Annotated in this window: 22 protein-coding genes and 1 pseudogene; 2 read left to right on the top strand and 21 right to left on the bottom strand. The window is 33.3% G+C overall.

Annotation, left to right across the window (positions count from 1 at the left end; all coding sequences use genetic code 11):
* Positions 1 to 131 precede the first annotated feature (131 nt).
* Positions 132 to 3956 carry a PKD domain-containing protein gene (locus tag HPY79_04275; GenBank protein NSW45012.1) on the top strand — a complete coding sequence of 1275 codons (3825 nt, stop codon included), beginning with the start codon at positions 132 to 134 and terminating at the stop codon, positions 3954 to 3956.
* A 60-nt stretch (positions 3957 to 4016) separates the two neighbouring features.
* Here HPY79_04275 and recN read toward each other — a convergent pair whose 3' ends face one another.
* The 9 genes from recN to HPY79_04320 all read right to left on the bottom strand — a co-directional run bounded on the left by recN (position 4017) and on the right by HPY79_04320 (position 15145).
* Positions 4017 to 5672, bottom strand: coding sequence for a DNA repair protein RecN (gene recN / locus HPY79_04280; GenBank protein ID NSW45013.1), 1656 nt, complete (start codon positions 5670 to 5672; stop codon positions 4017 to 4019).
* Positions 5673 to 5675: 3 nt separating this feature from the next.
* Complete coding sequence (locus HPY79_04285) at positions 5676 to 6587, bottom strand: DUF4835 family protein (protein NSW45014.1); 912 nt, start codon at positions 6585 to 6587, stop codon at positions 5676 to 5678.
* Positions 6580 to 7785, bottom strand: a complete 1206-nt coding sequence (coaBC, locus tag HPY79_04290) for a bifunctional phosphopantothenoylcysteine decarboxylase/phosphopantothenate--cysteine ligase CoaBC (GenBank protein NSW45015.1) — start codon at positions 7783 to 7785, stop codon at positions 6580 to 6582. Before coaBC ends, HPY79_04285 begins: the two co-directional genes overlap by 8 nt.
* A gap of 4 nt (positions 7786 to 7789) precedes the next feature.
* Positions 7790 to 8146 carry a DNA-directed RNA polymerase subunit omega gene (locus tag HPY79_04295; GenBank protein NSW45016.1) on the bottom strand — a complete coding sequence of 119 codons (357 nt, stop codon included), beginning with the start codon at positions 8144 to 8146 and terminating at the stop codon, positions 7790 to 7792.
* Between the two features lie 5 nt (positions 8147 to 8151).
* Complete coding sequence (bamD, locus tag HPY79_04300) at positions 8152 to 8946, bottom strand: outer membrane protein assembly factor BamD (GenBank protein ID NSW45017.1); 795 nt, start codon at positions 8944 to 8946, stop codon at positions 8152 to 8154.
* A gap of 33 nt (positions 8947 to 8979) precedes the next feature.
* On the bottom strand, positions 8980 to 10824 hold the full coding sequence (gene glmS, locus HPY79_04305) for a glutamine--fructose-6-phosphate transaminase (isomerizing) (protein NSW45018.1): 1845 nt from the start codon (positions 10822 to 10824) through the stop codon (positions 8980 to 8982).
* 6 nt (positions 10825 to 10830) lie between these two features.
* Positions 10831 to 12117 carry a DUF4270 domain-containing protein gene (locus HPY79_04310; GenBank protein ID NSW45019.1) on the bottom strand — a complete coding sequence of 429 codons (1287 nt, stop codon included), beginning with the start codon at positions 12115 to 12117 and terminating at the stop codon, positions 10831 to 10833.
* Positions 12077 to 12904 carry a glycogen/starch synthase gene (locus tag HPY79_04315; protein ID NSW45020.1) on the bottom strand — a complete coding sequence of 276 codons (828 nt, stop codon included), beginning with the start codon at positions 12902 to 12904 and terminating at the stop codon, positions 12077 to 12079. Before HPY79_04315 ends, HPY79_04310 begins: the two co-directional genes overlap by 41 nt.
* 243 nt (positions 12905 to 13147) lie before the next feature.
* Positions 13148 to 15145: a tetratricopeptide repeat protein gene (locus tag HPY79_04320; protein ID NSW45021.1), complete on the bottom strand. Its 1998-nt coding sequence runs from the start codon at positions 15143 to 15145 to the stop codon at positions 13148 to 13150.
* A gap of 177 nt (positions 15146 to 15322) precedes the next feature.
* Between HPY79_04320 and HPY79_04325 the strand changes: the two genes are divergently transcribed.
* On the top strand, positions 15323 to 16138 hold the full coding sequence (locus HPY79_04325) for an alpha/beta hydrolase (protein ID NSW45022.1): 816 nt from the start codon (positions 15323 to 15325) through the stop codon (positions 16136 to 16138).
* On the opposite strand, the gene HPY79_04330 is transcribed toward HPY79_04325, so the two are convergent.
* The 12 genes and pseudogenes from HPY79_04330 to HPY79_04385 form a co-directional block, all read right to left on the bottom strand.
* Positions 16133 to 16618: a cytidine deaminase gene (locus HPY79_04330; GenBank protein ID NSW45023.1), complete on the bottom strand. Its 486-nt coding sequence runs from the start codon at positions 16616 to 16618 to the stop codon at positions 16133 to 16135. The genes HPY79_04325 and HPY79_04330 overlap by 6 nt on opposite strands.
* Before the next feature lie 66 nt (positions 16619 to 16684).
* The gene (locus HPY79_04335) at positions 16685 to 17719 is read right to left on the bottom strand and encodes an ABC transporter ATP-binding protein (GenBank protein NSW45024.1); all 1035 of its coding nucleotides are present in this window, start codon (positions 17717 to 17719) and stop codon (positions 16685 to 16687) included.
* Between the two features lies 1 nt (position 17720).
* Complete coding sequence (locus HPY79_04340) at positions 17721 to 18473, bottom strand: ABC transporter permease (protein ID NSW45025.1); 753 nt, start codon at positions 18471 to 18473, stop codon at positions 17721 to 17723.
* 79 nt (positions 18474 to 18552) lie between these two features.
* The gene (holB, locus tag HPY79_04345; GenBank protein NSW45026.1) at positions 18553 to 19686 is read right to left on the bottom strand and encodes a DNA polymerase III subunit delta'; all 1134 of its coding nucleotides are present in this window, start codon (positions 19684 to 19686) and stop codon (positions 18553 to 18555) included.
* A 53-nt stretch (positions 19687 to 19739) separates the two neighbouring features.
* On the bottom strand, positions 19740 to 20210 hold the full coding sequence (locus HPY79_04350) for a 23S rRNA (pseudouridine(1915)-N(3))-methyltransferase RlmH (GenBank protein NSW45027.1): 471 nt from the start codon (positions 20208 to 20210) through the stop codon (positions 19740 to 19742).
* A 7-nt stretch (positions 20211 to 20217) separates the two neighbouring features.
* A pseudogene (ygeW, locus tag HPY79_04355) lies at positions 20218 to 21404 on the bottom strand (knotted carbamoyltransferase YgeW).
* A 15-nt stretch (positions 21405 to 21419) separates the two neighbouring features.
* Positions 21420 to 22607 carry a YgeY family selenium metabolism-linked hydrolase gene (locus tag HPY79_04360; protein ID NSW45028.1) on the bottom strand — a complete coding sequence of 396 codons (1188 nt, stop codon included), beginning with the start codon at positions 22605 to 22607 and terminating at the stop codon, positions 21420 to 21422.
* Positions 22608 to 22849: 242 nt separating this feature from the next.
* On the bottom strand, positions 22850 to 23071 hold the full coding sequence (locus tag HPY79_04365) for a NifU family protein (GenBank protein ID NSW45029.1): 222 nt from the start codon (positions 23069 to 23071) through the stop codon (positions 22850 to 22852).
* 22 nt (positions 23072 to 23093) lie between these two features.
* The gene (locus tag HPY79_04370) at positions 23094 to 24176 is read right to left on the bottom strand and encodes an Mrp/NBP35 family ATP-binding protein (protein NSW45030.1); all 1083 of its coding nucleotides are present in this window, start codon (positions 24174 to 24176) and stop codon (positions 23094 to 23096) included.
* 33 nt (positions 24177 to 24209) lie between these two features.
* A complete protein-coding gene (locus HPY79_04375) occupies positions 24210 to 24587 on the bottom strand; it encodes an MGMT family protein (GenBank protein ID NSW45031.1) in 378 nt (125 codons plus the stop codon).
* Positions 24532 to 25272: a tRNA (guanosine(46)-N7)-methyltransferase TrmB gene (gene trmB / locus HPY79_04380; protein ID NSW45032.1), complete on the bottom strand. Its 741-nt coding sequence runs from the start codon at positions 25270 to 25272 to the stop codon at positions 24532 to 24534. The genes HPY79_04375 and trmB overlap by 56 nt, the downstream gene beginning before the upstream one ends.
* A 5-nt stretch (positions 25273 to 25277) precedes the next feature.
* Positions 25278 to 25859, bottom strand: coding sequence for a gliding motility lipoprotein GldH (locus HPY79_04385; protein ID NSW45033.1), 582 nt, complete (start codon positions 25857 to 25859; stop codon positions 25278 to 25280).
* Between the last annotated feature and the right edge of the window lie 442 nt (positions 25860 to 26301).

Raw genomic sequence — 26301 nt, forward strand, 5'->3', positions numbered from 1 at the left:
TTTTCGGTTGGTCTCGTCATTTTGACGAGATGTACATTTCATAATATATATAAAAATTCTTTTTTAACGAAAGAATAATTAAAAATATTTTTCTCTATTTTTACCAAAACCAAACTTAAAACCATAACAATATGTTTAAACAGCTGCGTTTATTAGCTATTAGCTTGCTTATTAGTACGATGGCATTTAGTCAACCTGCAAGCATTAAAGTTCATCCATCTTTTGAAACAACGGGAGTATTCCTTGGTGAAAGCCAACCTTTGAGAGATCTTTTACCTGTTGATGACTTAGAAAAAGTTCAGCAACTTTTTAAAGATTCAAAACAAAAACGCAAAGAATTAGAATTTGAACGAAATCCTGAAATGAAACAACGTCGATATCCATTCATAGAAACAGCATTGCCCAAGGGTCCTGATCCACTTTTACAGAGTGAACAAGGAAACGCAAAAGCAGTAACAACAACCATTGTACATAATTTTGACGGTCAAAATGGTTCTTCATTTCCGCTTGATTGCAATGGAACGGTAGGTCCTAATCATTTTATGCAAACCATTAATTTAACTTATACTATTTATAATAAATCTACTGAAGCATTAGTGGCAGGTCCCACAAACTTGAATGTAATTTTTTCGGGCTTAACAGGGGCCTCTTGTAATGATGGCGATCCTATCGTTTTATACGATGAGAATGCCGATCGTTGGTTTTATTCCGAATTTTCTTTATGTGGCACTAACGATTATATGCTAATTGCTGTATCAACAACGAACGATCCAACTGGAACGTGGTATAAATATTCATTTGATGTTGACGATGTTCCTGATTATATGAAGTTTGGCGTTTGGCGTGATGGGTATTATATGGCTACTAATAATACATCGGGTAAAGATGTTTATGTTTTTCAACGCGATGTAATGCTTACGGGTGGTTCTAGCCCTAAAATGGTAGGATTTGATAATCCTAATCGTCCCAATAGTGGTTTTCATTGTATTATGCCTGCTGACAATGATTGGACATTTGCTCCAACAGGCAAACCTGGTATTTTTCTTACTATTAATGATGATGCATGGGGTGGATCAGATCAATTGTGGATTTACGAATTACAAGTTAACTGGACAACAACTTCAAACTCTACTTTTAGTCGCACACAAACCATATCGGTACCTGCATTTAGTAGCTATTTTGGTAGCACAACTTGGGACGATATTACTCAAGCTGGAACTTCACAAAAATTAGATGGTATTCCTACCATTTTAATGTTTAGAGCTCAATATGTAAATTTTGGAAGCGAAGAACGTATCGTTTGCTACCATACAGTTAATGTGGGGTCTAATAGGGCAGGATTGCGTTGGTACGAACTTACTCGTACATCCGGTGGAACAACGTGGACCATTCGGCAAAACGGTACATATGCTCCCAATGATGGCTTAAATAGATGGTGTGGCTCTATTTCTATCAATCAAAATAAGCAAATAGCTTTGATTTATAGTGTTACTGGAGGCACCAATGTATATCCTGGTATCAGAATCTGTGGACAATCGGCAAGTGCTAATGCCATTGCTAATGGTACTTTAGATATTCCTGAAACAACCATAGTTAATGGCGGAACATATCAATCGTCATACAATAGATGGGGCGATTATGCTCAACTATCAGTTGACCCTACCGACAAAATCACATTTTGGGGGACTACTCAATATATGAAAACTTCTACAACAACAAAGTACACCAAAATTGTAGCTTTTAGATTTGATGAAAATTTAAATGTTCCACCCGTTGCTGATTTTATTGGAAATCCTACCAATATAATAGAAGGTGGTTCGGTAGCATTTACCGATCAAAGTACTAATACTCCCACCTCATGGTCGTGGTCGTTCCCTGGTGGCACACCAGCAACCTCTACTCAACAAAATCCTACTGTTACCTATAATACAGCGGGTACCTACAACGTAACCTTAATTGTAAGTAACCAATATGGTTCTGATACGATTACAAAAACCAATTATATAACAGTAAATCAACCATCAAGTGGGTTTAGTTTAGATTTTGAAGCTTGCACCGATTGGTCAACAAACTTTACTCCTTGGACAAGTCAAGACCAAGATGGAAAAACTACTTATCAGTCATCTGATTGTAACTTTACAGGAGAAGGCACAGCATTTGGTTTTATGGCATTTAATCCGTCGCTTGCAGGTTGCTTTGCTACCCATGGTGGTCAACGTTGTGGAGTAGCCATTTGCCCTGCCGATGCTTCGCAAGCTGATAATTGGCTTATTTCATCGGCTTTACCCATGCAAACAGGAGGTTCCATTTCTTTTTGGGTACAATCGCCAAAACCAGGTACATGGGGCAACGAAACTTACGATGTGTTAGTTTCTACAACCAACAATCAACCCGCAAGCTTTACAGCAATTGCCTCAAATGAAACCGCTCCTTCAACATGGACTCAAAAAACTTACAATTTATCTGCATACAATAATCAAACAATATATGTAGCTATTCGTCATCGTTCTACCGATAAATTTATGTTATTTATAGACGATATCACCATCGATCCGGGAATTACACAAATACTTCCAACCGCTTCATTCAATACTTCCTCTAATGCTATTTGTCAAAATGGGAACATATCATTTACCAACACAAGTACAGATGCAACATCGTATCAATGGATTTTTGCAGGAGGCAATCCAGCTACAAGTACCAATGCAAACGAAAGTGTTAGCTATGCAAATCCTGGAACATATAACGTTACTTTAATTGCAACTAATGCTTTTGGCTCAGATACTTCTATTTCATCTATAACGGTATATGCAAATCCAACTATTACTGTACAAGCATCTGCAACAGAAATATGTTCTGGTCAATCGGTAACTTTAACTGCTACTGGTGCACAATCATACACTTGGAGCAATGGAATAACGAATGGAGTATCTTTTGTTCCAACAACAACTACAACCTATTCAGTAACCGCTACAGATAATCATTCTTGTTCATCTATAGCACAGCAAACCATAACAGTTCATTCGCTACCAAACGTTACTATTTCTGCTTCAAATACATCTGTTTGTTCAGGACAATCGGTTACTCTTACAGGTCATGGTGCGCAAACTTATGTATGGAACAATAATGTAATAAATGGTAATGCTTTTACACCAACGGCAACCAATACTTATACTGTTACTGGTACTGATAGTTATGGCTGTTCAAACACAGCGTCAGTTACTATAACTGTTAATGCATTGCCCAATGTAACGATCAATGCTTCGACCAATCCTGTTTGCGAAGGTAATACAGTTACTTTAACAGGCCAAGGCGCTCAAACATACAGTTGGAGTGATGGTATTCAAAATGGCGTTCCTTTTACACCTCAATCACCTAGCACTTATACCGTAACAGGAACGGATGCTAATGGTTGTTCAAATACTGCACAAATTGCAATAGATGTAATTCCTTCATACATACTTAATGCTTCTGTAACTGATGTGTCAACTTATGGTGGCAACGATGGCGCTATTGATTTATCTATATCGGGAGGTGTTTTGCCCTATACCATTCAATGGAGCAATGGTGCTACTACTGAAGATTTAACCAATATTCCAGCTGGAACATATACGGTAAATGTTACTAATACATATGGTTGTGTTACTTCATTAACCGTTACTGTAAGTCAGTCGCCACTTTCAGTAATTGAAATAGATGCTAATACACGTTTGGCTCTTTATCCGAATCCAGCTCAATCAAATATTACTTTAGCTATTCGTTCAAATTATATTTTAGGTAATGTAATGGTTGAGATATTTAATATGTTAGGTCAAAAATTAAACGAATGGAATCTTATATCTAATTCAAAATCGATAGATGAACCTTTAGTAATAGAACAATTACCAAAAGGGAATTATATTGTAAAAGTATATTTGCGTGACAAAATATATTCAACAACAATAATTAAAAAATAAAATCTTACGATGTTTTAAAAGGAGGCTGCTACAGAAAGGCAGCCTTTTTTTATTTTGTTATTAGTGTTTTAATAAATGTTTAGCTTGTTCTAATGCAGAATTTGTAATTTCTTTGGCACTTAACATTTTAGCTATCTCATAAATGCGTTCTTGTTCTGATAAATCTTTAACAACCACAATTGTGCCTTTATTGTTTTGATTTTTAGAAACTTGTTTATGTTGTTTGCCGCAAGCAGCTACTTGTGGTAAATGAGTAATGGAAATAACTTGCATATGTGTAGCTAATTGTTGCATTATATGCCCCATATGATATGCAATTTCGCCACTAATGCCTGTATCAATTTCATCGAAAAATATTGTTTCGCAGGTATTCTGGTGTGCAATTATTGTTTTCAATGAAAGCATAACTCTTGATAATTCGCCTCCGGAAGCAATTTTTTCAATTGGTTGTGGAGGTATTTTAATATTCGATGAAAATAAATATTCTACGATGGAATAACCAAATTCAGATAAGTTTTCCGATTTTTTTAAATCGATAACAAAGTTAACATTGGGCATGCCCAAATTATTTAAAATAGGGATAATTTGTTTTACAAGAATTTCAGAAGCTTTTTGTCGTTGCCGATGCAGTTTCTGAGCCCATTTATCCAATTCTGTTTTTAAAACATCTATGGTTTCTTCTAACTGTAAAATATCATTATCGATATGGTTAATTTTACTGAGTTTTAGTTTAATATCGTTTTTAAGTTCTAATATTTCTGGATAGTTTTTTAAATGATATTTTTGTTGGAGATTATAAACCGTATTGATTTCTTTTTGAATTTGTTCTAAAAGAGCTGGATTAGCTTGAATATGTTCAAATTCTTGTTCTATTTCAGAAATTAAATCTTTAAATTCAAAATACAGGTTATCAGCTCGTTGTAACCATAAATCAGCTTTAAAATATTGATGACTAAGTGATTGTAATAATTTTGTGATGCTTTTTAATTGAGTTAATGTTGAGTTATCTTGTTCTTTACCAGTTTGAATTATTTCTGAAAGTTTAATAGCAATTTCTTCGGCATGTTCAAGTGTTTGATATTTTTGTTCTAATTCTGAAAATTCTTGTTCTGTGTATTTAATGGCGTTGAATTCTTGTAGTTGGAATGAAAGAAAATCGGCTTCTTGTTTCGATTTTTGTTGTTGTTCTTTTAATATTTTGAGTTTATTTATTTGTTGCAGATATTGTTGATATTGTTTTTTAAAAGATTTTACATCGGTTAATTGTTGGGCTAAAACATCGAGTACAAAAAGTTGAAAATTTTGATGTGTAATTTGCAAATTTTGGTGTTGACTATGAATATCAATTAAAAATGCGCTAATTTCTTTAAGAACATTAACCGAAACAATGGTGTCGTTTATATAACAGCGTGAAGTGCCAGATGGTAATAATTCACGACGTAAAATAATTTCGTTAGACCATTCAATTTCATGTTGTTTAAATAACTCTTTTACTTCGTTTATTGTAGAATTAAATAGGGCTTCGATAATAGCTTTTTTTTCTTTATTTTTAAGAATGTTTATATCGGCTTTTGCACCACTTAGCAGCAATAAAGATCCTGCTATAATCGATTTTCCTGCACCTGTTTCGCCGGTAATAACTGTAAATCCATTAGAAAAGTCTATATGCAACTCCTCGATAATTGCAAAGTTATTTAAGTATAAGCTTTGCAGCATGGGTTATTGTTTGTTTTCGTTTAATATTCGTTGATACTTATTGGCATTGGTTGGGTCGACCTCTTTTAAAAGATTGGCTATACGTGCTTTTTCGTCGGGGAATGATTCGGAGAAAACTTGTACAAATTCATCCGACTTAGCATCAAACAAAATTTGCAAAAGCATCATGAAAGGACTAGGTTTATCGCGATATACTTTTTGAATTAGCGTTAATGCATCGGCTATTTGTGCTCTTCCCTCAGCTTGTTTCTCAGCCATAATATCGAGGCCAAGTCGGTGATATTTATAATTAAATTCGCGAATAGGAGCATATTTAGAATTAAGTAAATTTTCTACTAGCCAATAGCGATTTTTTTGACTTTCGTACGATTTCCATCCTTTTTCTTGGGCGTTTTGAGCATTTTGTACAATTTTTTCAGCTTTTTGAAAATAAGGAGTACCACCCATTAATGAATACGAATCATAATCGAACCCAATAATAATGTATGCATAGTAGGCGAGTAATGATACTAAATTGGAGCCAAAAGTATTTTCGTTAAATTCTAAGGCTTGAAATTCTTGATAATTAAATTGAATATCATTATCTTTTAAGTTGAGCATTACTGAGTTATAATTTGAATTAAAAATAGGGCGAATCGATTGAATTTGCATCGTACCTTTATATTGATCGGCCGAAATTTGTTCGGTAAGGTTAATCAGAATGGTACATTCAATTTTTTCGTCATAAGTATATACGTGGTCGGTCCATTTACGGTTATTCATAAACTCGTAAAGATCCTTTTGCATCGATTCAAAAATGTGTTTATTAGATGTTTGTATTTGTTGAGAAAATACCTGAATACGACAATTTAATTCTTGTGCATAACAAGCATTTAAAAATATAAAGCCAATTATTAAAGCAGTAAATTTATTCATTTAATAAGGTTTCGGTATATCTAACAATATCTAGAGCTAATTCTTTTTTTGTTTTTAACGGATATTTTATACTTTTATTTTGCTTATTGAGAATAGTAATTTGATTTACATCGTTTGCAATGGGGTTTAGCTTATTTGAAATGGTGTTTAAAATAATGGCATCAAGATTTTTTTTAGTTAATTTTTCATATGCATTTTTTTGTGGTTCATTTGTTTCGAGAGCAAAACCAATAATAATTTGCTTTTTTTTCTTCATTTTGCCTAATGTAGCTGCTATATCGGGAGTTGGTGTAAGTTCTATAATAAGGTTTTTATCTTTTTGTTTTATTTTTATATTTTCTTTTTTTAAAGGCTTAAAATCGGCAACAGCTGCTGCAAGTATAGCGATATCTGCTTTTTTAAAATTTTGTATGGCTTCATTTAGCATTTCGTCGGCTGAAATAACTGAAATGATGTTGATATTGGGATGTTGTATTTGTTCGTTTACAGGACCACTAACAATGGTAACCTTGGCACCTGCTTGTGCAAATGCATGTGCAATAGCATAACCCATTTTTCCTGACGAAGCATTGCCAATAAAACGAACAGGGTCAATGTATTCGTATGTTGGACCTGCCGTTATAAGCACATTTTTATTTGAAAATCGTTGTGTGAGTGCAAAAAACGATACAACATGTTCAACAATTTTTTCGGGTTCTTCCATCCTGCCTTTTCCGGTTAAACCACTTGCAAGTTCTCCCGAAGGAGGTTCTATAAAATAAACACCTCGTTGTTGCAATTGTTTAATATTGGTTTGAGTGGCAATGTGCATATACATATCTGTATCCATAGCAGGAGCTACCATTACTGGGCATCGAACCGACAAATAGGTTGTTAATAATAGATTATCGGCTATTCCATGAGCCATTTTAGCGATAGTATTCGCAGTGGCGGGGGCAATAAGCATTAAATCAGCCCAAATTCCAAGTTCTATATGGCTATTCCAAGCTCCATCGTCGTGATGAAAAAAATCACATAAAACGGTATTTTTCGAAAGTGTTGCTAAGGTAACAGGTGTAATAAACTCTTTAGCTAATGGAGTAACTACGATTTTTACTTGTGCTCCTTCTTTAATAAGCAAACGAGCAAGCATAGCGGCCTTGTATGCTGCTATACTTCCTGTAATACCGAGTATAATATGCTTGCCTTTTAGGCGCATAGCCTTATTCGTCTTTGAGCGAAGAATCGCCACTTATTCGTTCTGTCTGTTCGGGAATTTTGTAATATAATTTCCCTTCGATAAATTCTTGTAAAGCAATGGCAACGGGTTTCGGTAATCGCTCGTAATATTTTGAAATTTCGATTTGTTCGCGATTTTCGAAAATTTCTTCGAGGCTTTCGGTATATGAGCTAAATTCTTCCAACTTTTTGCTTAACTCTTCTTTCATTTCAACGGCAATTTGATTGGCTCTTTTAGCTATTATCATAATAGTTTGATAAAGATTACCCGTAGCTTCTTCTAATTTATCTACATCGCGAGTAATAGTTGTTAAAGATGCGTTACTTTTTTTGTTTTCCATATATTTTAGTTTTTAACTATTTCAGATGCTTGATTATATATTTTTTTGGCTTCATTTAAAAAAGTTGAATTGGGATATTCAGACGTAAAGGTATAATATTCATTTATGGTTGCTGCCATACGTTCTTTTTTCTTTTCTTCGATGCTATTCTGAGCATATATAAAGCTTGATTTAAGTATTAAAAATAATGTTTCTTCGCGATAACGACTATCAGGAAATTCTTGTAATGAATTTTTAAGAGCGATAATAGCCGATTGATAATAACCCGTTTTATAGTAAAGTTTAGCCGCTTCGAAAGCTTTTTTTTCGAGTTTTGCTCGTAAATTGTCGATAATTTCGTTACATTGTTTTATTTTATCGCTTTTGGGGTAACGATTTATAAATGCTTGCATTTGATCAATAGCTTGATATGTATAAGTTTGGTCGAGGCTATAATCGGGGGCGTCGAGGTAAGAACAGTAAGCCGCCATAAAATCGCTTTCTTCGCGAAGTGGGCTTAATGGATAGCGATTACCAACATTTTTAAAATAGTACGAGGCCATTATATAATCGCGTTGGTTATAGTAGCAATATCCTAGATAATACAATATTTTATCGGCTTTATCAGAAGCTTTAAAAATGTTTTCGAGATTTTCAAATAGGCTTTGGGCTCTAAAATAATCTTTTTTTTCGTAATATTTTACAGCTTCGTTATACACTAAATTATAATCGGTGCTTTTGAGTAGTTTTTGGAAATTGCTACATCCTAAAGCTACTAAAGTAGAAATAATGATAATACTATAAATCGATATTTTTTTCACGCTGCAAAATTAGTTAAAAATTAAGTTTATACATTATTCTACTGTTACAGATTTTGCAAGATTTCTAGGTTGATCAACATTACAACCTCTTAATACAGCAATATAATATGATAGAAGCTGGAGCGGGATTACAGAAGTTAATGGAGTTAAAATATCTGGAGTTTCTGGAATTTCGATGGTATGATTAGCAAATTTTGTAATGGTTTCTTCTCCCTCGGTTACAATAGCAATTACAATTCCTTTACGAGCTTTAACTTCTTGAATATTGGATACAATTTTTTCGTACGATTTATCTTTAGAAGCTAATACAACCACCGGCATATGTTCGTCGATTAGAGCAATGGGACCGTGTTTCATTTCGGCAGCTGGGTAGCCTTCTGCATGGATATATGATATTTCTTTTAGTTTAAGTGCACCCTCTAGTGCTACAGGGAAAAGGTTACCTCTTCCTAAATATAAACTATTAGAGATATTAAAGTATTTTTCGGCAATTTCTTTAATTTTTTCGTGTTGTTCTAAAATTTTTTCAATTTTAGCAGGAATAGCATGAATTTCTTCGATATAATAACGATATTCTTCGTCTGAAATCGCTTGACGTTTATGTCCAAGCAAAACAGCCATGGCGGTTAATACAGTTACTTGAGCGGTAAAGGCTTTGGTACTAGCAACACCTATTTCGGGACCAGCATGTGTATATACGCCAGCATCGGTTTCGCGGGGAATGCTACTGCCAACTACGTTGCAAATTCCAATAACAGTTGCACCTCGTTGTTTAGCTAATTTAATAGCAGCAAGTGTATCGGCAGTTTCACCACTTTGACTAATAGCAATAACGATATCGTCGGGGAATATTACAGGGTTTCGATAGCGAAACTCAGACGCATACTCAACTTCTACAGGAATGCGTGCTAAGTCTTCGAGTAGGTATTCGCCTACCAGTCCGGCATGCCACGATGTGCCGCAGCCAATAATAAGTATTCGTTTCGCATGGATAAGTTTATCCATTACGTTGTATAAACCGCCTAATGTAATTTCTTTATTGGTGAGCGATACTCTTCCGCGAATTGTATCTTGAATAGCTTTGGGTTGTTCAAAAATTTCTTTTAACATAAAATGTTCAAACCCACCTTTTTCTATTTCGCCAATATCCATATCCAGTTCTTGAATGGTAGGTGTAATAGGAACATTCATAATGGTTTTAAAAGTAATTTGATCGGGCTGAACGATAGCTACATCGTTGTCGTTTAAAAACACAACACGATTGGTATGTTCTATTATGGGTGTAGCATCGCTAGCAAAGAAATATTCGCCATTTCCTATCCCAACTACTAATGGACTTCCTTTACGCGCGGCAAAAATAGTATTAGGTTCGTCGGTACAAAGAACCAGTATTCCAAATGCTCCTTCAACCTTAGTTAAAGCCAATCGAACGGCTATTTCAGCCGAAACTTGTCCTTTAATGTAAATATATTCGATGAGGTTAACTAAAACTTCTGTATCTGTTTCGCTAATAAAAGAGTAACCACGATCTTCTAATCGTTTTTTTAAACGTGCATAGTTTTCGATAATACCATTGTGAATAATGATAAATTTTTTGTTCATTGAAGTATGGGGATGAGCATTGATATCGTTTGGTTCGCCGTGAGTTGCCCAACGGGTATGACCAATACCAATATTTCCGGCTAAATCTTTACCAATAGTATTTTGTTGCAAATCGGCAACTTTGCCTTTATATTTATATACATTGAATTGTTTTGTGTCGGGGTTTACAATAGCAATACCAGCTGAATCGTATCCACGATATTCAAGACGCTTTAAGCCATTTATTAATATTGGAAATGCTTGCTTAGGTCCAATATAACCTACTATTCCACACATAATTTTTTAAGGTTTTAAATAAGTAATTGATAAACGCATTCCATTAGAACATTGGGGTCCTTTTATAACTAAACGGTTTGCACTGATTCGATTATCGGCAACAAATAGTGCAATGCCGTAATCTTCACGTTCTTTATAGGCTAATTGTTGTATATACCGCGAAATGTTAAAGCGATATTCTGTATATTCGGTGTTAATATTTCCGCCAAAATAGCTGCTGCCAACGCTATAATCTGGTATAAATTCATATGTGCCTGAGCTGTTATACATTACAAGCAATAATTTTTGTGGAACTTTGAATAAAGAGGCGGTTGCATCATCCGTTTTAATGGGTATTATTAGCTCTGCTCTAACAAATGCAAGTAAGGATTGTTGATAAAAATTTGAAATAAATGGGAACTTAATTTTAACATTTAAACCTGACATGGCCTGTAGGTATAATAGCGAATCGTTGCCGGTACTGTCGTTGATGCTTGTTTGTATTGTAGAAGTTGAATAATCGTGATTAAAAAGATTGATACGGGCACAACTACTATTAAATACAAAGTCGTATTTTAAATTGTTGCCAGTGTCGTTATGGTAGTATAATGTTACTTTTGATTTTGTACTTAATAAATTGAAATAAATAATAGCAGCTTGATTATAATTGGAGTGCGGTTTAAATAAAAAACCTTTGAAAAAAGTTAAAAAGTTATCGTTATTTTGAAGTTGAGTTGAAGTTGCCGATATTATTTGTTGTGCAAAAGTGTCTGATAAACGAATAGCCAAGCAACTATCGTTTGGATGAGGATAGTAGTTTTTTGTGGCAATTATTTTTTGCGAAGGAATAAAATTTTGAATATTTAAATTAGAATAGTAAGTAGAATCGAGATAAATACTTTTTTCTATTTCGTAAACATCAAAAGTTTGGGCAATGGTAGTATCACCATAATAACTCCGATAATCGAGATATATAACCATAGAATCGGCAACTGGATTTGTGCCAAAACTTGCATTAGACGAAGGTAATCGCATTTGTGTAATAAATGAGGCTTCGGAATATCCAAATATGGGGTCGAGATAAGAACCTAATAAACTATACGTTCGTTCGTCGGACGATAATGAATCTTCTTTAATAGTAAAAGCATTTATCGTTATGGTATCAATAACGTTGCCGTTTATAATTTCTTCTTCGTTTTGCAAGCTAAGTCCTATATCGGATGGGTCTTTTTGGCAAGCAAAGAAAGAAAAAATGACCAATATAATTAGTAGATTAAAATTCTTCGATGTATTTTTTTTCGATAAGGCTGTCATAAAATTCATTGTATGCTTCAACGTAGTTTTCTTCATTGGGATGATGAATAAAAGGAAGTTGTTTTTGGTTTATGTATTCGATTATTTCAGTATTGACATGTTCGTCTCCAATAACAACTGCATCGGAATATTGAATTGCCAATTTAATAAGGTTTGTATATGTTGGATTTTCTATTATTTTAATGTCTTTGGTTGTGATATCGTCAATAGGAACTTTTTTAATAAAATCTTTATTGAGTGTTCCTTCAAAAGATTGATTGTATATACTAAATACAATTTTTGCATGGTCGAAAATCGGATCTTCTTTAAAAGCTTTTTTTACATAAAGAGGCACAAGGGCACTAAACCATCCATGACAATGGATAACATCGGGTGCCCAACGAAGTTTTTTTACGGTTTCTAATACACCGCGAGCATAAAAAATACAACGTTCATCGTTGTCGGGGAATAAATGTCCTTTATCGTCGGTAAGAGTAAATTTGCGTTTAAAAAAGTCGTCGTTATCGATAAAATAAACTTGCATGCGTGCCGATTGAATGGATGCAACTTTTATTATGAGCGGGTGATCGGTGTTGTTAATAACCATATTCATCCCTGAAAGACGAATGACTTCGTGTAATTGATTACGACGTTCGTTGATATTACCAAAACGAGGCATAAAAGTTCTAATTTCACAATTTCGTTCTTGCATGCCTTGTGGTAGATATCGTCCAATGTGCGAAATTTTGTTTTCAGGTAAATAAGGAATAATTTCTTGGGTTACAAATAGAATTTTTTCTTTTTCCATGTTTAAAGAGCGAATAAAAAATATTTTTGCAAAGATACAAAAAATAAAACTTTTAAACAATTCCAAATGTTCAGTTAAAAAAAGCTATGTGTTTTCTTAAAATAACTTACGATGTTGAAAAGCTTTAAGAAAAATGGCTTATACAAATGCATTAATAACTTTTATAAACTTTACTTTGAGATAGTCGAAGTTTTTAATTAAAAAAATATTAAGCTTTTTTAACGAGCAAGATGGGGTATAGTTTTAAATGCGAAGTCCTATTACCAACACATCGTCGGTTTGTTGTCTTTTGCCTTTCCATTCCATAAAAAAGTTTTTTAATATAGTTTCTTGTTGTTGTATAGGATATTTTGAAAGCGATTTTAATTGTTCTAAAAATGCATTAAACATAAGTTTTTGATTGCCATGTCCAAATTGATCAGCAAAACCATCTGTAAACAAATAAATGGTATCGTCTTTATGTAAAGTTATTTGGTCGGTATTGAAATAAATGGGTTCGTTGTTGTTAATATTTCCACCAATGCAAAACATATTATTGTTTAGAATATTGCTTTCGCCTGTATGCTGAATAACTACAATTTTATGATTCGTTGTTGAATATTGCATTTCAAAACTTTGTTTATTTAATCGGCAAAGCGAAATTTCTAAACTGTCTTCTTGTTCGCTATGAGCCTTATGTATGGGGCTCCAATTTTGGTTTAACCACAAAAGAATTTCGCCTGTTGATGCTTGATTATTATTGCTAACATAATTATTTAGCAGACTAAAGGCTTTGATACTAATTAATGCTCCTGCCAGTCCATGACCTGTGCAATCGGCAACAGCAAAGTAATAATAATTATTTGTTTCATAAATCCAAGCAAAATCACCACTTACAAGATGTTTGGGCTGATTAAAAACAAATGAGTTTTGAAAATAAAACTTAAATTGTTTTTCAAAAGGCAATAATAATTGTTGAAGGGTTGATGCATATAATAAACTATCGGTAATTTGGTCGTTGCTCTTTTTTAATTCTAAATTTAATTGATTTAGTTGTTCAATAGCAGTATTGAGTTCGTCTTGTTTTTCTTTTATTTCGTTGTATTGGTATTTAAGTTTTTGTGCGTGTTTTTGTCTGTTTCTGTATAATAAAAATAATAATACTAAAATAATGAATAAAAAAATTGAGCCTACAATCATAAAATTTCTTTCTTTTGTTCGTTGCTCTTCTTTTTGTTTGAAAAATTCAATTTCTTTTTCCTTTGCTTTTAAATCGAATCGCATTTGCATGCGTGCTATTTGTTCGTTTACTTCGGCATTATAAAGTGTATCGTTAATTTCGACAAAACGATAAAGATTTTGATAGGCTTCTTTGTAATATTGTAACTTTTCGTTTGTATAAGCTAAATTATAATAGCAATCGCGTTTATCTTTATAATATTCTAGCGAATCGGCAATTTTTAATGCAATCATATAGTTATTTAGGGCTTCTACGTATTTTTTTTGTGCCTTAGCTAAATCACCTAATTTCGAATATACGAGCGACTGATACGAAAGTATATTTAATTCTTTTGCTATATCTTTGGCTTTGTTGTATAAAATAAAAGCTTGATAATAATTTTCTTTTTTCATACTAACAGAGGCTATTCCCATTAAACTATAAAACATGCCTTCTTTATTTTTTAATTCTTCTTCGATAAGTAAACTACGTTTGTAACAACGATAAGCGTCATTTAGGTTATCTAATGTTTCGTATATCAATCCTAATTTGTATAAATTATTTAGAGATTGTGTTTTATATTTCGATTTTTCGCTGTATTCTAACGATTCTTTGTAATATTCTATAGCTTTGCTGTACTTTTTTTGTGCATAAGCTACATTGCCCATGTAATTATAAGTTTCTGATAGCAACCAATAATCGTTAATAAACTTAGCACGTTCAAATGCTTTTTCGTGATATTCAATGGCAGTAATATATTCGCCTATATTGCATTTTATTGAACCAAGAATATTGTACGACTTACACATTCCTTGAATATAATTGGCTTGTTCTGAATAAAACAATGCTTTTTCGGCCAATTCGAATGCAAGTTTAGGAAAATTCCCTTGTAACGAAAACGCTTTATTTATAAGAAACTCTGCCTTGTTTGAATCGCTTTTAAGAAGATTATATTTGATTGAAATAGAATCGGGTATGGTTAAGTTTCCTTTAGCTAAAATATTAAAAAAAATTAAAATGAGTGTTATATATAATGCTCTCATTTTTTATGAGTATTAGGGGTTTAATGCAAATTTAAATAAATTATTTAATGAATGGTTTGGAGATGTTAAAAAATAACCCTTTTTGTTCATAAGTTGTTAAAAAAAATATGGCAAAGATAAATATCAAACAACTTGAATAATTCTTAACTTTGTTCAAAATTATTAAATATAAATTATATGAAATTTTTGTTTTTAAGCTTATCCTTGCTATTAGTTAGCAATATTTTTGCCTTAAATCCATTGCGGCAATATGCGGTAAAACCTTCGGACTTTGGTTTATCGTTTGAGGAATTAAAAATTGCTACTTCAGATGGTTTAAAACTTAATGCTTGGTATTTTCCTGCAAGCCAAACTTCGTATAAAATAATGGTTTTAAGCGATGATGGTAATGGCAATATGTCTGATTTAATGGAACATGTGAGTATTTTTTTGTCGTTGGGATATCATGTTTTAACATACGACTATCGAGGCTATGGGGCTAGTAGCGATTTTGAAATAAAACCCAACTTTTATATATATGCTCAATTTCAAAAAGATTTAAATGCAGTCATCGATTATTTAAAAAAAGAACGGACTAGTTTGCCTAAAATACATTTATATGGCATTGGCATTGGAGCTGGACTTTCTATTGCAGTTGCTGCAAATCGCAATTTAGGAACTGTTATTGCCGATTCTCCTTATACAACATTAGAGTTAGCTAAACAAAGAATAAAAGAAGCCAGCGGACAAGACGTTTTATTGCCTTTAGGTTATAATAAGAACGAAATAGAACCTAAATATGCATTAGAAACAAAGGGAGGACAATTAAATGGAGTAATGTTTATTGTTGGCGAAAATGATAAAATATATACACCTAAAGATATAAAAGAACTTGCAAAAATACGTTCGGCGATTTCTACCATTTATACTGTTAAAAATAGTAATGGTGAAAACAATTTATTGGCTAATAAAGAAAAATATTTAGAAGAAATAAAGAAGTTTTTAAAATTATAAAAGCATTTCTTTGTCGAAATGTAAAGGTAACAACAACGAAGCATCTTCGATTAGTTGTATTTTATTTTTTCCAGCTAAGATCAATGTAACAGGTTCGTTTTGTCTTAATTGGCTTTCTAAAATTACTTGACGACAGCTGCCACAAGGAGGTACTGGTTCGTCAACTTTTATCGTATTGTTGACAAAGGCTGTAATAGCAATGGCTTTTACTTTTTGGTTGGGAAAATGTGCATTAGCATAGAATAAGGCAACACGCTCGGCACATAATCCCGAAGGATAGGCAGCATTTTCCTGATTATTACCCGTAATCACCTCATTGTTATCTAACAAAATGGCAGCTCCAACAAAAAACGAAGAATATGGAGCATATGCTTTATGAGCAGCATTTTCAGCCTCTTTAATTAAATTTTGATAAATTAAATCTAATTCATTTACAGATGTATATTCTTTAATCTGAAATTGAATGTTACGTTCTTTCACAAAATATTAAGCTTAATAACTGAGCAAAAGTACAATTTTTTATTGTATAAAAAAAACGAGGTATGGTTATATCGATGGTAATACTTTTACCGACGAAGCTTTAAAGCTTATCCAAACTTCTTTACCAGGTATTAAATCCATAGTAGAAAGTGAAATTTCGGTGATGCATACATGCAACAAAACACCCATATCAATAAGCACATCAATAGACTCATGGCTTTTTATAATGTCTTTTACAATGCCTAAAAAAGAGTTTTTCATGCTCGATTCTATTTTTTGTATAGAAAGTACAATATCGTTAGCCGGTATTATTAAAATAGCTTTTTGGGGTAAATCTAAAGAATTAACAACAATAGTTAGGTTAGAATTAATTTTATATTGTTTTTTTTCAATTGAACTTAATGTGGCATTAAATACATTTTTAATACCTGAAAGTTTGGCAACAAAAAGATTATTCGGTTGGTTAAAAATCTCATTAACCTTTCCTGTTTGAATAATTTTACCTTGATGCAATACGGCCACATGAGTTGCAAGCGTGAGTGCTTCGTAATAATCGTGAGTAACATGCAAAACCGTATATCCTTGCTGATTTAGTTGTCGTAACATAAGCATAATTTCGTACCTTGCATGCACATCTATACTCGAAAGGGGTTCGTCAAATAAAAATAAAGAAGCGCCCGAAAGTAAGGCTCTTGCAATAGCTACTTTTTGCTTTTCTCCCGAAGAAAGCATTGCAGGCTTTTTGTTTAATAATAGTGTTAGTCCGAATGACTCTATAATATTATTTAATAATGGATATGTATGTTTATTAATGGCATACCATAAATTTTCTTTAACATTTAAGTGAGGGAATAAAGCTCCGTCGTTAGGGATATAAGCAATTCCTCTTTTATGAACAGGTTTATGGAGTAAATTTTCGTTTTTCAAAAAAATTTCACCTTGTTTATAGGTTCTAAAACCGGCAATTATTTCAAGGAGAAGGGTCTTACCGCTACCCGATTCGCCCAATAAAACAAAATAATCTCCATGATTTATATTAAGACATACATTGTTTAATTTAAAATTTCCAATTTGATAATATAAGTTTTTGATATTAAGCATATTAGTTTTTGCTTGCCAATAAACGAAGAATTACAAATATAATAAGACTAATTACAATAATAGTAGCGGCAACAGGCTGGGCTGCCGATAAACCAAAAGAATTGAATCGTTCAAACAACAAAACCGACGATGTAGTAGGACGATAAGCAATTATAATAATAGCGCCAAATTCGCTAATACCACGCGCAAACATCATAATAAATCCACTTACAATATGTTGCCAAGCTAATGGAAGCGAAATTTTAAAAAATGTTTGAGTATAGTTTATGCCTAACGATAACGATGCTTTTTCGAGCTTTTCGGGAACTGATATAAATCCTTCGCGGGCAGATTGTATAAGAAAAGGAATGCTTACAAAAGCCATAGCCAAACCAATGCCTATTGGCTTATCAATGATATTTAATGGGAAAAAACCTTTGGAGCTAAATAAAGTTAATAATGCGATACCGGCTGCCGTATGAGGAATTACAATAGGAATATCGATAATGCTTATTATAAGGCGTTTTAATGGGAATTGCTTACGAGCGAGCACATATGCTAAAGGAATTGCCAACAACGAAAATATTAAGGAAGTAATAAAACCTATCAAAATCGTAGTAACTAAACTTTGATGTAGTTCATTATCTGAAATAATTTTATGATAATCAGAATAATGAATCGATAAAAATACCTGAACTAAGGGAGCAATAATAAATAATAATACTATGCCACTTAAAAGCCATAATATCCAACTAAAAACATTGGGTTTTATCATGTATTTTAACTCTTATATAAAAAAAGTCTCGTTTTTATTAAATAATATGCAAAAGTAGAATAATTTTTTGTAACCTTTTTTAAAAATGTCGTGTTAACAAAAAAGCTAAATCGGTAAAAATTATTTTTGCATTTCCGTTTCGTTCTAAATGATAAAGTGCATCGCTAAAATATTTATACAATGCTTGTGCGGTAGGAAAAGTAATAAAACGAGCAAATTTTTCAGAAAAATCTTGTTCTTCTTTCGTTAAAAATGTTAGCGATTTTAAGGAGGCTTGATTTAAAAAGTGATCGCGTGTAAATCGAAGGGCATATAATATAAAATCTTTTTGTTGTTCTTTAGATAAACCGGCTAATGTACTCGCCCATTTTATCATTTCGTCGCGACGGGGTTTGTTTCGGGCAACTTCAAAAGCTAAACGAAAAATTTGTACATACCAATTAAAAAATTCTTGTGTAGCATTTTGGTTTTCTAAAGCTTGAATGGCATGTGGTAAACTGCCACCAGCTAATATAACAGCCTGATGTATTTCGTGTTCTTTATGTTGAGGATATTTTTCTTTTAAATATTGGCTTATACTAACATCATCGAGTAATGGAAATTTAACTATTTGACAACGCGAAACAATAGTAGGCAATAATAATTCAGGATTGCTCGATATCAGAATAAAAACAGTATAGGCAGGAGGCTCTTCGAGTACTTTAAGTATTTTATTAGCGGTAGCTGTGTGCATTCGCTCCGGTTGGTATATAACAATTACCTTGTATTTAGCTTCGTAATTTTTTACACTTAGTTTATTTATAATTTCCAGCGATTCGTCGGCATATATGATAGGTTGTCCTTTGTCTTCAGCAACAATTTGGTACCAATCTGACGATTTAAAATAGGGGCGAGTTAATACAAAGTCGCGCCAATCGTTGATAAAATCGTCGCAAACAGCCGATGTTTTATTCCCTTTGTAAATAGGGAATACAAAATGTAAATCGGGATGAATAAGATGATTATATTTATGACAAGACGAACAAGTGTTACATGAATCATCATTATGTGGCTTATGACAGTTAATATATTGAGCAAAAGCGATGGCAGTAGCTAACTTGCCTACACCTTCAGGACCTGTAAATAAAAGTGCATGAGGAATTTTTTCCTGACGAGCAATGTAGGTTAATCGTTGTTTTATAAAGGTTTGTCCTACAATTTCAGCAAAAGTCATAACTATTAATTTCTTTGCAAATGTAAACGAATTTTGCCAAATTTAAACTTTGTTTATTCATTATGATAAGGTAATCCTTTTATTATTGTAAAGGCTCGATATATTTGTTCGGCAAAAATGAGTCGTATCAACTGATGGTTAAAAGTCATTGATGACAAAGAAATAGAGGTGTACTTTTGCTTAAGCGAACGATGAATGCCATATGCACCACCAATAATAAAAACCAGTCGTTTTTTACCCGAATTTAACCATGTTTCAAGCTGATTGGCAAAACTAATAGAAGTGTAAGTTTTACCTTTTTCGTCTAATAAAACCACCAAATCGTTGGGTTCAATTTTTTTTTCAAAAAGAAGAGCTTCGGCTTGTATTTGTTCTTGAGGTACAAGTTTTCCATGGTTTTTAGGCTCTTGAACAACCTCTATTTCGATAGGGCAAAAATACGAGGTCCGTTTAAAAAATTCGTTAATGCCTTCGTTGATGTATGCACTATCGGTTTTCCCAAAAACAAGCAGGCAAATTTTCATTTATGAATTACAAAAAGCGTGGTCGTTTTTGTTCGTATAGTTTTTTAAGAATAGCGGCTGCGTCTTGGTATTTATTATTTAAAATCATAGCTGCAATAATGTAAGGTTTAAAGCCAGCTTCTTTATATGTAGCAATACGATAACGTTCGAATACCGAAGCAGCAACTTCGCCTTCTTTGCACGAAACACCCGAAATGTCGGCAGGTAAACAATGCATATAAAGTGCTTTACCTTGTTTGGTAAGCTTCATCTTTTCTTCGGTGCATTCCCAATTTTTATATTTAGCATTGTTGGCTAATGCTTCTTTTTCAAGTTCTTTTAAGCCTTCTTTATCGCCTTTTTGGAGTAATTCGGTTCTGCGTTGCATAATGCTAAAGGGTGCCCAACTCTTAGGATAAACGATATCGGCATCTTTAAAGGCTTCGTCCATGCTATTTGTGATGGTAAACTTACCACCGCTATTGGCAGCATTTTTCTTTGCAAGTTCTATTACTTCGGGGATTAAATCGTATCCTTCTGGATAAGCAAGTTCTACTTCCATTCCTAAGCGAGTCATTAAGCCAATGATGCCTTGAGGAACCGATAGTGGTTTGCCATAGCTTGGTGAATAAGCCCATGTCATGGCTATTTTTTCCCTTTAAGATTTTCGAGTGAACCGTAAACATTTTTTAGGTGTAATAAGTCGGCCATGCTTTGTGTGGGATGGTCGATATCGCATTGTAAGTTAATAATACCAGGGCGTGTTGGGAGTACTCCATTTTCGTAACCATCGTCTAATGCTTTGCCAACTTCGAGCATGTAGGTATGTCCTGCTCCTAAGAACATGTCGTCGCGAATGCCAATAATATCGGTTAAAAACGAAATCATATTGGCCGTTTCGCGTACGGTTTCGCCGTGAGCAATCTGCGATTTGCTTTCGTCTAAATCTTGAACTTCTAAACCGAGTAAGTTGCAAGCAGAAGCAAACGAAAATCGCGTACGTGTAGAATTGTCGCGAAAATTGGATATGGCTAAGCCCGAATCAAAAACTTTAGTAGAAATATTTTGATCTCTTAAATATTTCAATGCTTCGGCAACAAGCAAGGTTTGCTTTAGCTCGTCTTCGGTTTTATCCCATGTTAAAAGAAAATCTTTGCCGTAGAGTTGAGTTTTTAAATTTTTTATTTGCTCTAAATAGTTGTCAAATGTATTCATAAGCCATATTTTTAATTATATAACATAAGCAAAAGCTGCATAAAAGGCAGAAGCTGCAACTAAGTCGCTAATAGGCACTTTTTCGTTAGGTGCATGAGCTAAGACTTCGTTTCCAGGACCGAAGCCAATAACGGGAATACCGTAAACTCCATTTATTGTAACACCATTGGTAGAGAAGGTCCATTTATCGACATGTGGTTTTTTATGAAATAAATTTTCGAATGTTTTAATGCCAGCTTGTACTAATGGGTGATTTTCTTCGAGTTTCCAGGTAGGGAAATATTTTTCCATTCCATAACGTAAGCCTGTATATGCTGTTTCTTCATAATATAATACTTCGACTGTTGCGTCCATGTCTTTAACAATTTCTTCGATTTCTTTTACAGCTGTTTCTTTGGTTTCGCCCCAGGTAAGACGACGATCGAGATGAAATTGTGCATAATCGGCAACCGCACAAAGCGAAGGGCTTCCCGATTTAATTTCGGAAATAGTAACGGTTCCTTTTCCTAAAAACGGATCGTAAGCCAAACGTTCATTAAGTTTTTCTATTTCGAGTGCAGCCTTTGCTGCCATATATATAGCATTTTTGCCGCGTTCGGGTGCACTGCCATGGCACGATAAACCTTTAAATTTTACTACTATTTCCATTCTACCACGATGTCCGCGATATATATTAAGGTTAGTAGGTTCGGTAGAAATAACAAAATCGGGACGAAGTTTTTCTTCTTCGATTAAATATTTCCAGCACAAGCCATCGCAATCTTCTTCCATAACGCTACCTACAACGTAAAATGTGAGATCTTTGTCAAAACCTAGTTCTTTTAATATTTTACCAGAAGTTACTGCAGCAGCTGGACCTCCCTCTTGGTCAACACTTCCACGTCCATGAACATAGCCATCTTTTATTTCGCCCGAAAAAGGATCAAAATTCCAATTGTCGATATTGCCAACGTCAACGGTATCCATATGCCCATCGATAACAAGTTTTCTTTTACCATTTCCAATGCGTCCTATTACATTGCCAAGTCCATCGATTCGTACTTCGTCGAAGCCTGCTTCTTCCATTTGGCGTTTTAGCTCGAGCTGAACTTCTTTTTCTTGCATACTGGTCGATTTTATCTTTACCAGCTTTGAAAGATTGTTAGCCGTATAATCTCTATATTTTTCGGCTAAAGCATTAATTTTTGAAAATATATCTTCCATTACTAAATTAATTAAAAGGGACACAAAGTTAAAACATATTTTAATTCAATAACTGATATTTTTCAATATTTTATATTTTTTTGCTATTCAATATGGTTTGGTTGGGTTTTGAAAGTAGAAGTTTAATTTTAGTAATAAAAATAAAACAAGTAAGAGATTTTAATACTTCCCATACTGAAATTTAGCTGCTTAACTAATTAAGCAACCAAAAGTTTTAATTTTATTAAAAAATAATACAAAAATTAACCGTTAACCACTTCTTTAATTTCGGGTATTTCGCGACGTATTGCTTCTTCGACGCCGTTTTTTAAGGTCATTAAACTATAAGGACATGCACCACATGCTCCTTGCAGGCGTACTTTAACAGTTAAGTCATCGGTTACTTCAATCAATTCGATGTCGCCACCATCGTCTTGGAGGTAGGGTCGAAGTTGTTCAATTATTTCAGCTACTTTAATATCAATTTCTTGTTTGTTCATAATAATTTTATTTATATTTAATTTCTACTTTTTTGGTTGGTTCTTGTTTATTACGTTCTTCGAGCGATTTTAATAAATTATTGCATAGTATTCTGAATGCTTCGCCTTCGGGGCTATGTGCATTAACAACTGGTTTGCCGTGATCGCCCGATTCACAAATACTTTGTACTAGCGGAATTTGTCCTAACAGGGGGACGTTAAATTGTTGAGCCATGCGCTCGCCTCCTCCCTTACCGAATATATAATACTTGTTATTAGGCAATTCGGCAGGAGTAAACCATGACATATTTTCGATGATACCTAATACGGGAACGTTGATTGATGGATTGCGAAACATGCTGATACCTTTGATGACATCGGCAATGGCTACCTCTTGAGGAGTTGTAACAATAGCAACTCCTGTAACAGCAACGGTTTGAACGAGTGTAAGATGTATATCACCCGTTCCTGGTGGCATGTCAATTAATAATACATCGAGTTCACCCCATTCGGTTTGTTCGATCAATTGCTTAAGAGCACTGGTTGCCATTGCGCCACGCCAAATAAGTGCTTGGTTAGGGTCTACAAAAAAACCGATACTTAACACCTTAACGCCATATTTTTCTAGAGGTTTAATAAGTTCTTTACCATCAACTACCGATACTTCGGGCTTATCGTTTTCTAAACCGAACATTTTAGGCATAGAGGGTCCATAAACGTCGCCATCGAGCAAACCAACTTTATAGCCATTCATAGCTAATGCTACGGCTAAATTGGCTGTTACGGTCGATTTACCAACGCCGCCTTTTCCTGACGCTATAGCTACAATGTTTTTTACTCCGTTTAGTCCATTATATTGTTTAACTTTAATTTCTGGAAATTGGTTTTCGACTTTTATTTGTTGGCTATTGCTTAGTTTTATTTTTAGTAATTCTTCAACATTACGTTTAATGGTGTTTGCAAACGGATCGACTGGTTTTTTATAAAGTAAAACAATTTGAATTTGGTCGTTTTTTATTTCTATTTCGGATACAATGCCAGCGTCGACAATGTTTTGCTTTAGTTCAGGATGAATAATGGCTTTCAACCATTCTTTAATTTCGTCATGCATAAATGTTTTTTTTGCAAAAGTACAAAATATTATTTAGACTAATTCTGTATTGGGGTCCCAAAAATATGTTAAAAAATCTTTTATTTGGTTGTTTTCAATTGGAATCCCTTCGGCAAGTAATTTTTGTTCCATTTCGTCAGGTGTAGAAAAATGTGCTTTACCCGTTAGTAAACCTTTTCGGTTTACAACTCTATGGGCAGGTACGGGTGGGTGTATGCCATGCGATTGATTCATAGCCCAACCCACCATGCGTGCCGACGACTTACTTCCCAAAAACTTAGCAATTGCGCCATAAGTGGTTACTCTTCCGTAGGGTATAAGTCGTACAATTTCGTAAACCCTTTCGAAAAAAGATTCATTTCTGAATAGAGGGTCGGAGATATTGTTCTTCAATTTGATCGAATTCTTCATCGGATAGTTCAACTAATTCTTTTTGGGGTTTTGACCATTGTATATAGGTAATGTTTTTACCCTGTTGCAAAAATAGCGACTCATAATAAGTTGTAATAGGCGGTAAATGGTTGAGCCATGGTGTATGATAAACATTATCGGAATGGGCTAAAATGGTTACATTATTTTTTATAAGTAATTGAAAGGTATATTGATATAAAAATAAAGAATCGGTTTTTAAATGCAAAACGGCATTCTGTTTTAATATATTAAAATATTTATTTTGATAATACGAGGAAGTTAAGCGTTTTTTGGTCCATTTTTTTTTGGGTTGTGGATCAGGGAAAGTAATCCATATTTGGTCGATTTCTTCTTTATTAAAAAAATTTTCGATGAGTTCAATTCTGGTTCTTAAAAAAGCTACATTTGTTAAATTATGCTGTAATGCATATTTGGCACCCACATACATGCGTGCACCCTTAATATCAACACCGATGTAATTATTATGTGGGAAGGCAGAACTTAAGCCAATGGTATATTCGCCCTTGCCACAACCTAATTCGAGTATAATAGGGTGTTGATTATTAAATACACGTTGATTCCACTGACCTTTAAATTCAAAAGCATCTTCTTTGGCAATGGGAGGTTGAAAAACATTACTAAAATGACGCATTTCAGCAAATCGAGCGGTTTTATTTCTACTCATGCCTTCTATTTTAAAGGTTCTATACGAATACCAACATCTTCGATATGTTCTAATTTTTCGGTTCGCATGGCTTGTTCTAGTTTAAATGTGTAAGTACCGCTATAAGGGAAAAGTACATTCGATTTATACAGAAATTTGTTAAAATATAAATCGCCTAAATTGCTTTTGCCATACCATTTTCCTTTTTCGTCGGCAAGAATACAATTAACGGTATCTCTTAACTCATTACCTTTAGGCGAAATAACGGTAATGAACATATAAAGATTGCGGCGTGCATAAAGACCATTGTTTCGAATATTAATGAATATTTTATATGGGTTTAATGTGTCGGTTATATTTACTTTAAATTGTAAAATATTTTTTCGATCCCATGTTTTATGAGGAATGTTCTGGTTTTTTTCATAAAGAGCATTATCCGAACACGAATAAAATATAACGACAAAAAAACAAAATAGGATTAAAGTCCATTTTATGTTTTTTAAATTTAAAAATGAACTTAATTGTAAAAAATGCTCGCACTGAGCTTTTGAAAATATGAATTTTGCAAGCAATAATGTTTTAGATAGCTTTTTATGTGAATAAAACATTTATGGTATTTTTTTATCACAAATGTACACGAAAATTTTCATCTGTAATTATTTTTTTATTTTAAATTTAGTCTCGTCAATAAAAGGAGATTTAATATGCTATTTGAACAAATATTTTAGGAATAAGAAAAGAAAGTAAAACATGATTTTTAGTTATTAGCTATAAGATATGGTTTTAATTAAATATAATTAAAAAAAACGAATAAAATCAATTAAATTTTTGTTCTCATTTTCTATCAATTACTTGATTTTTGTTAATCTTTGTTTTACATTTGTAACATCGACAAAGTAAAATGCTTGTCAGGCATTGCATAAAAGCTCTTTTTAGCTTACAAAACTGTAAGTGAAAGGGCGGAGCTGCATAAAGAGGTAAAAGAACAAAAAAGTTTACAAAAAATTATAAGTCCATTTGATAATTTGTAATATTTCTTTAACTTTGCAA

It is taken from the genome of Bacteroidales bacterium, from assembly GCA_013314715.1.
Taxonomy (GTDB): Bacteria; Bacteroidota; Bacteroidia; order Bacteroidales; family GWA2-32-17; genus Ch61.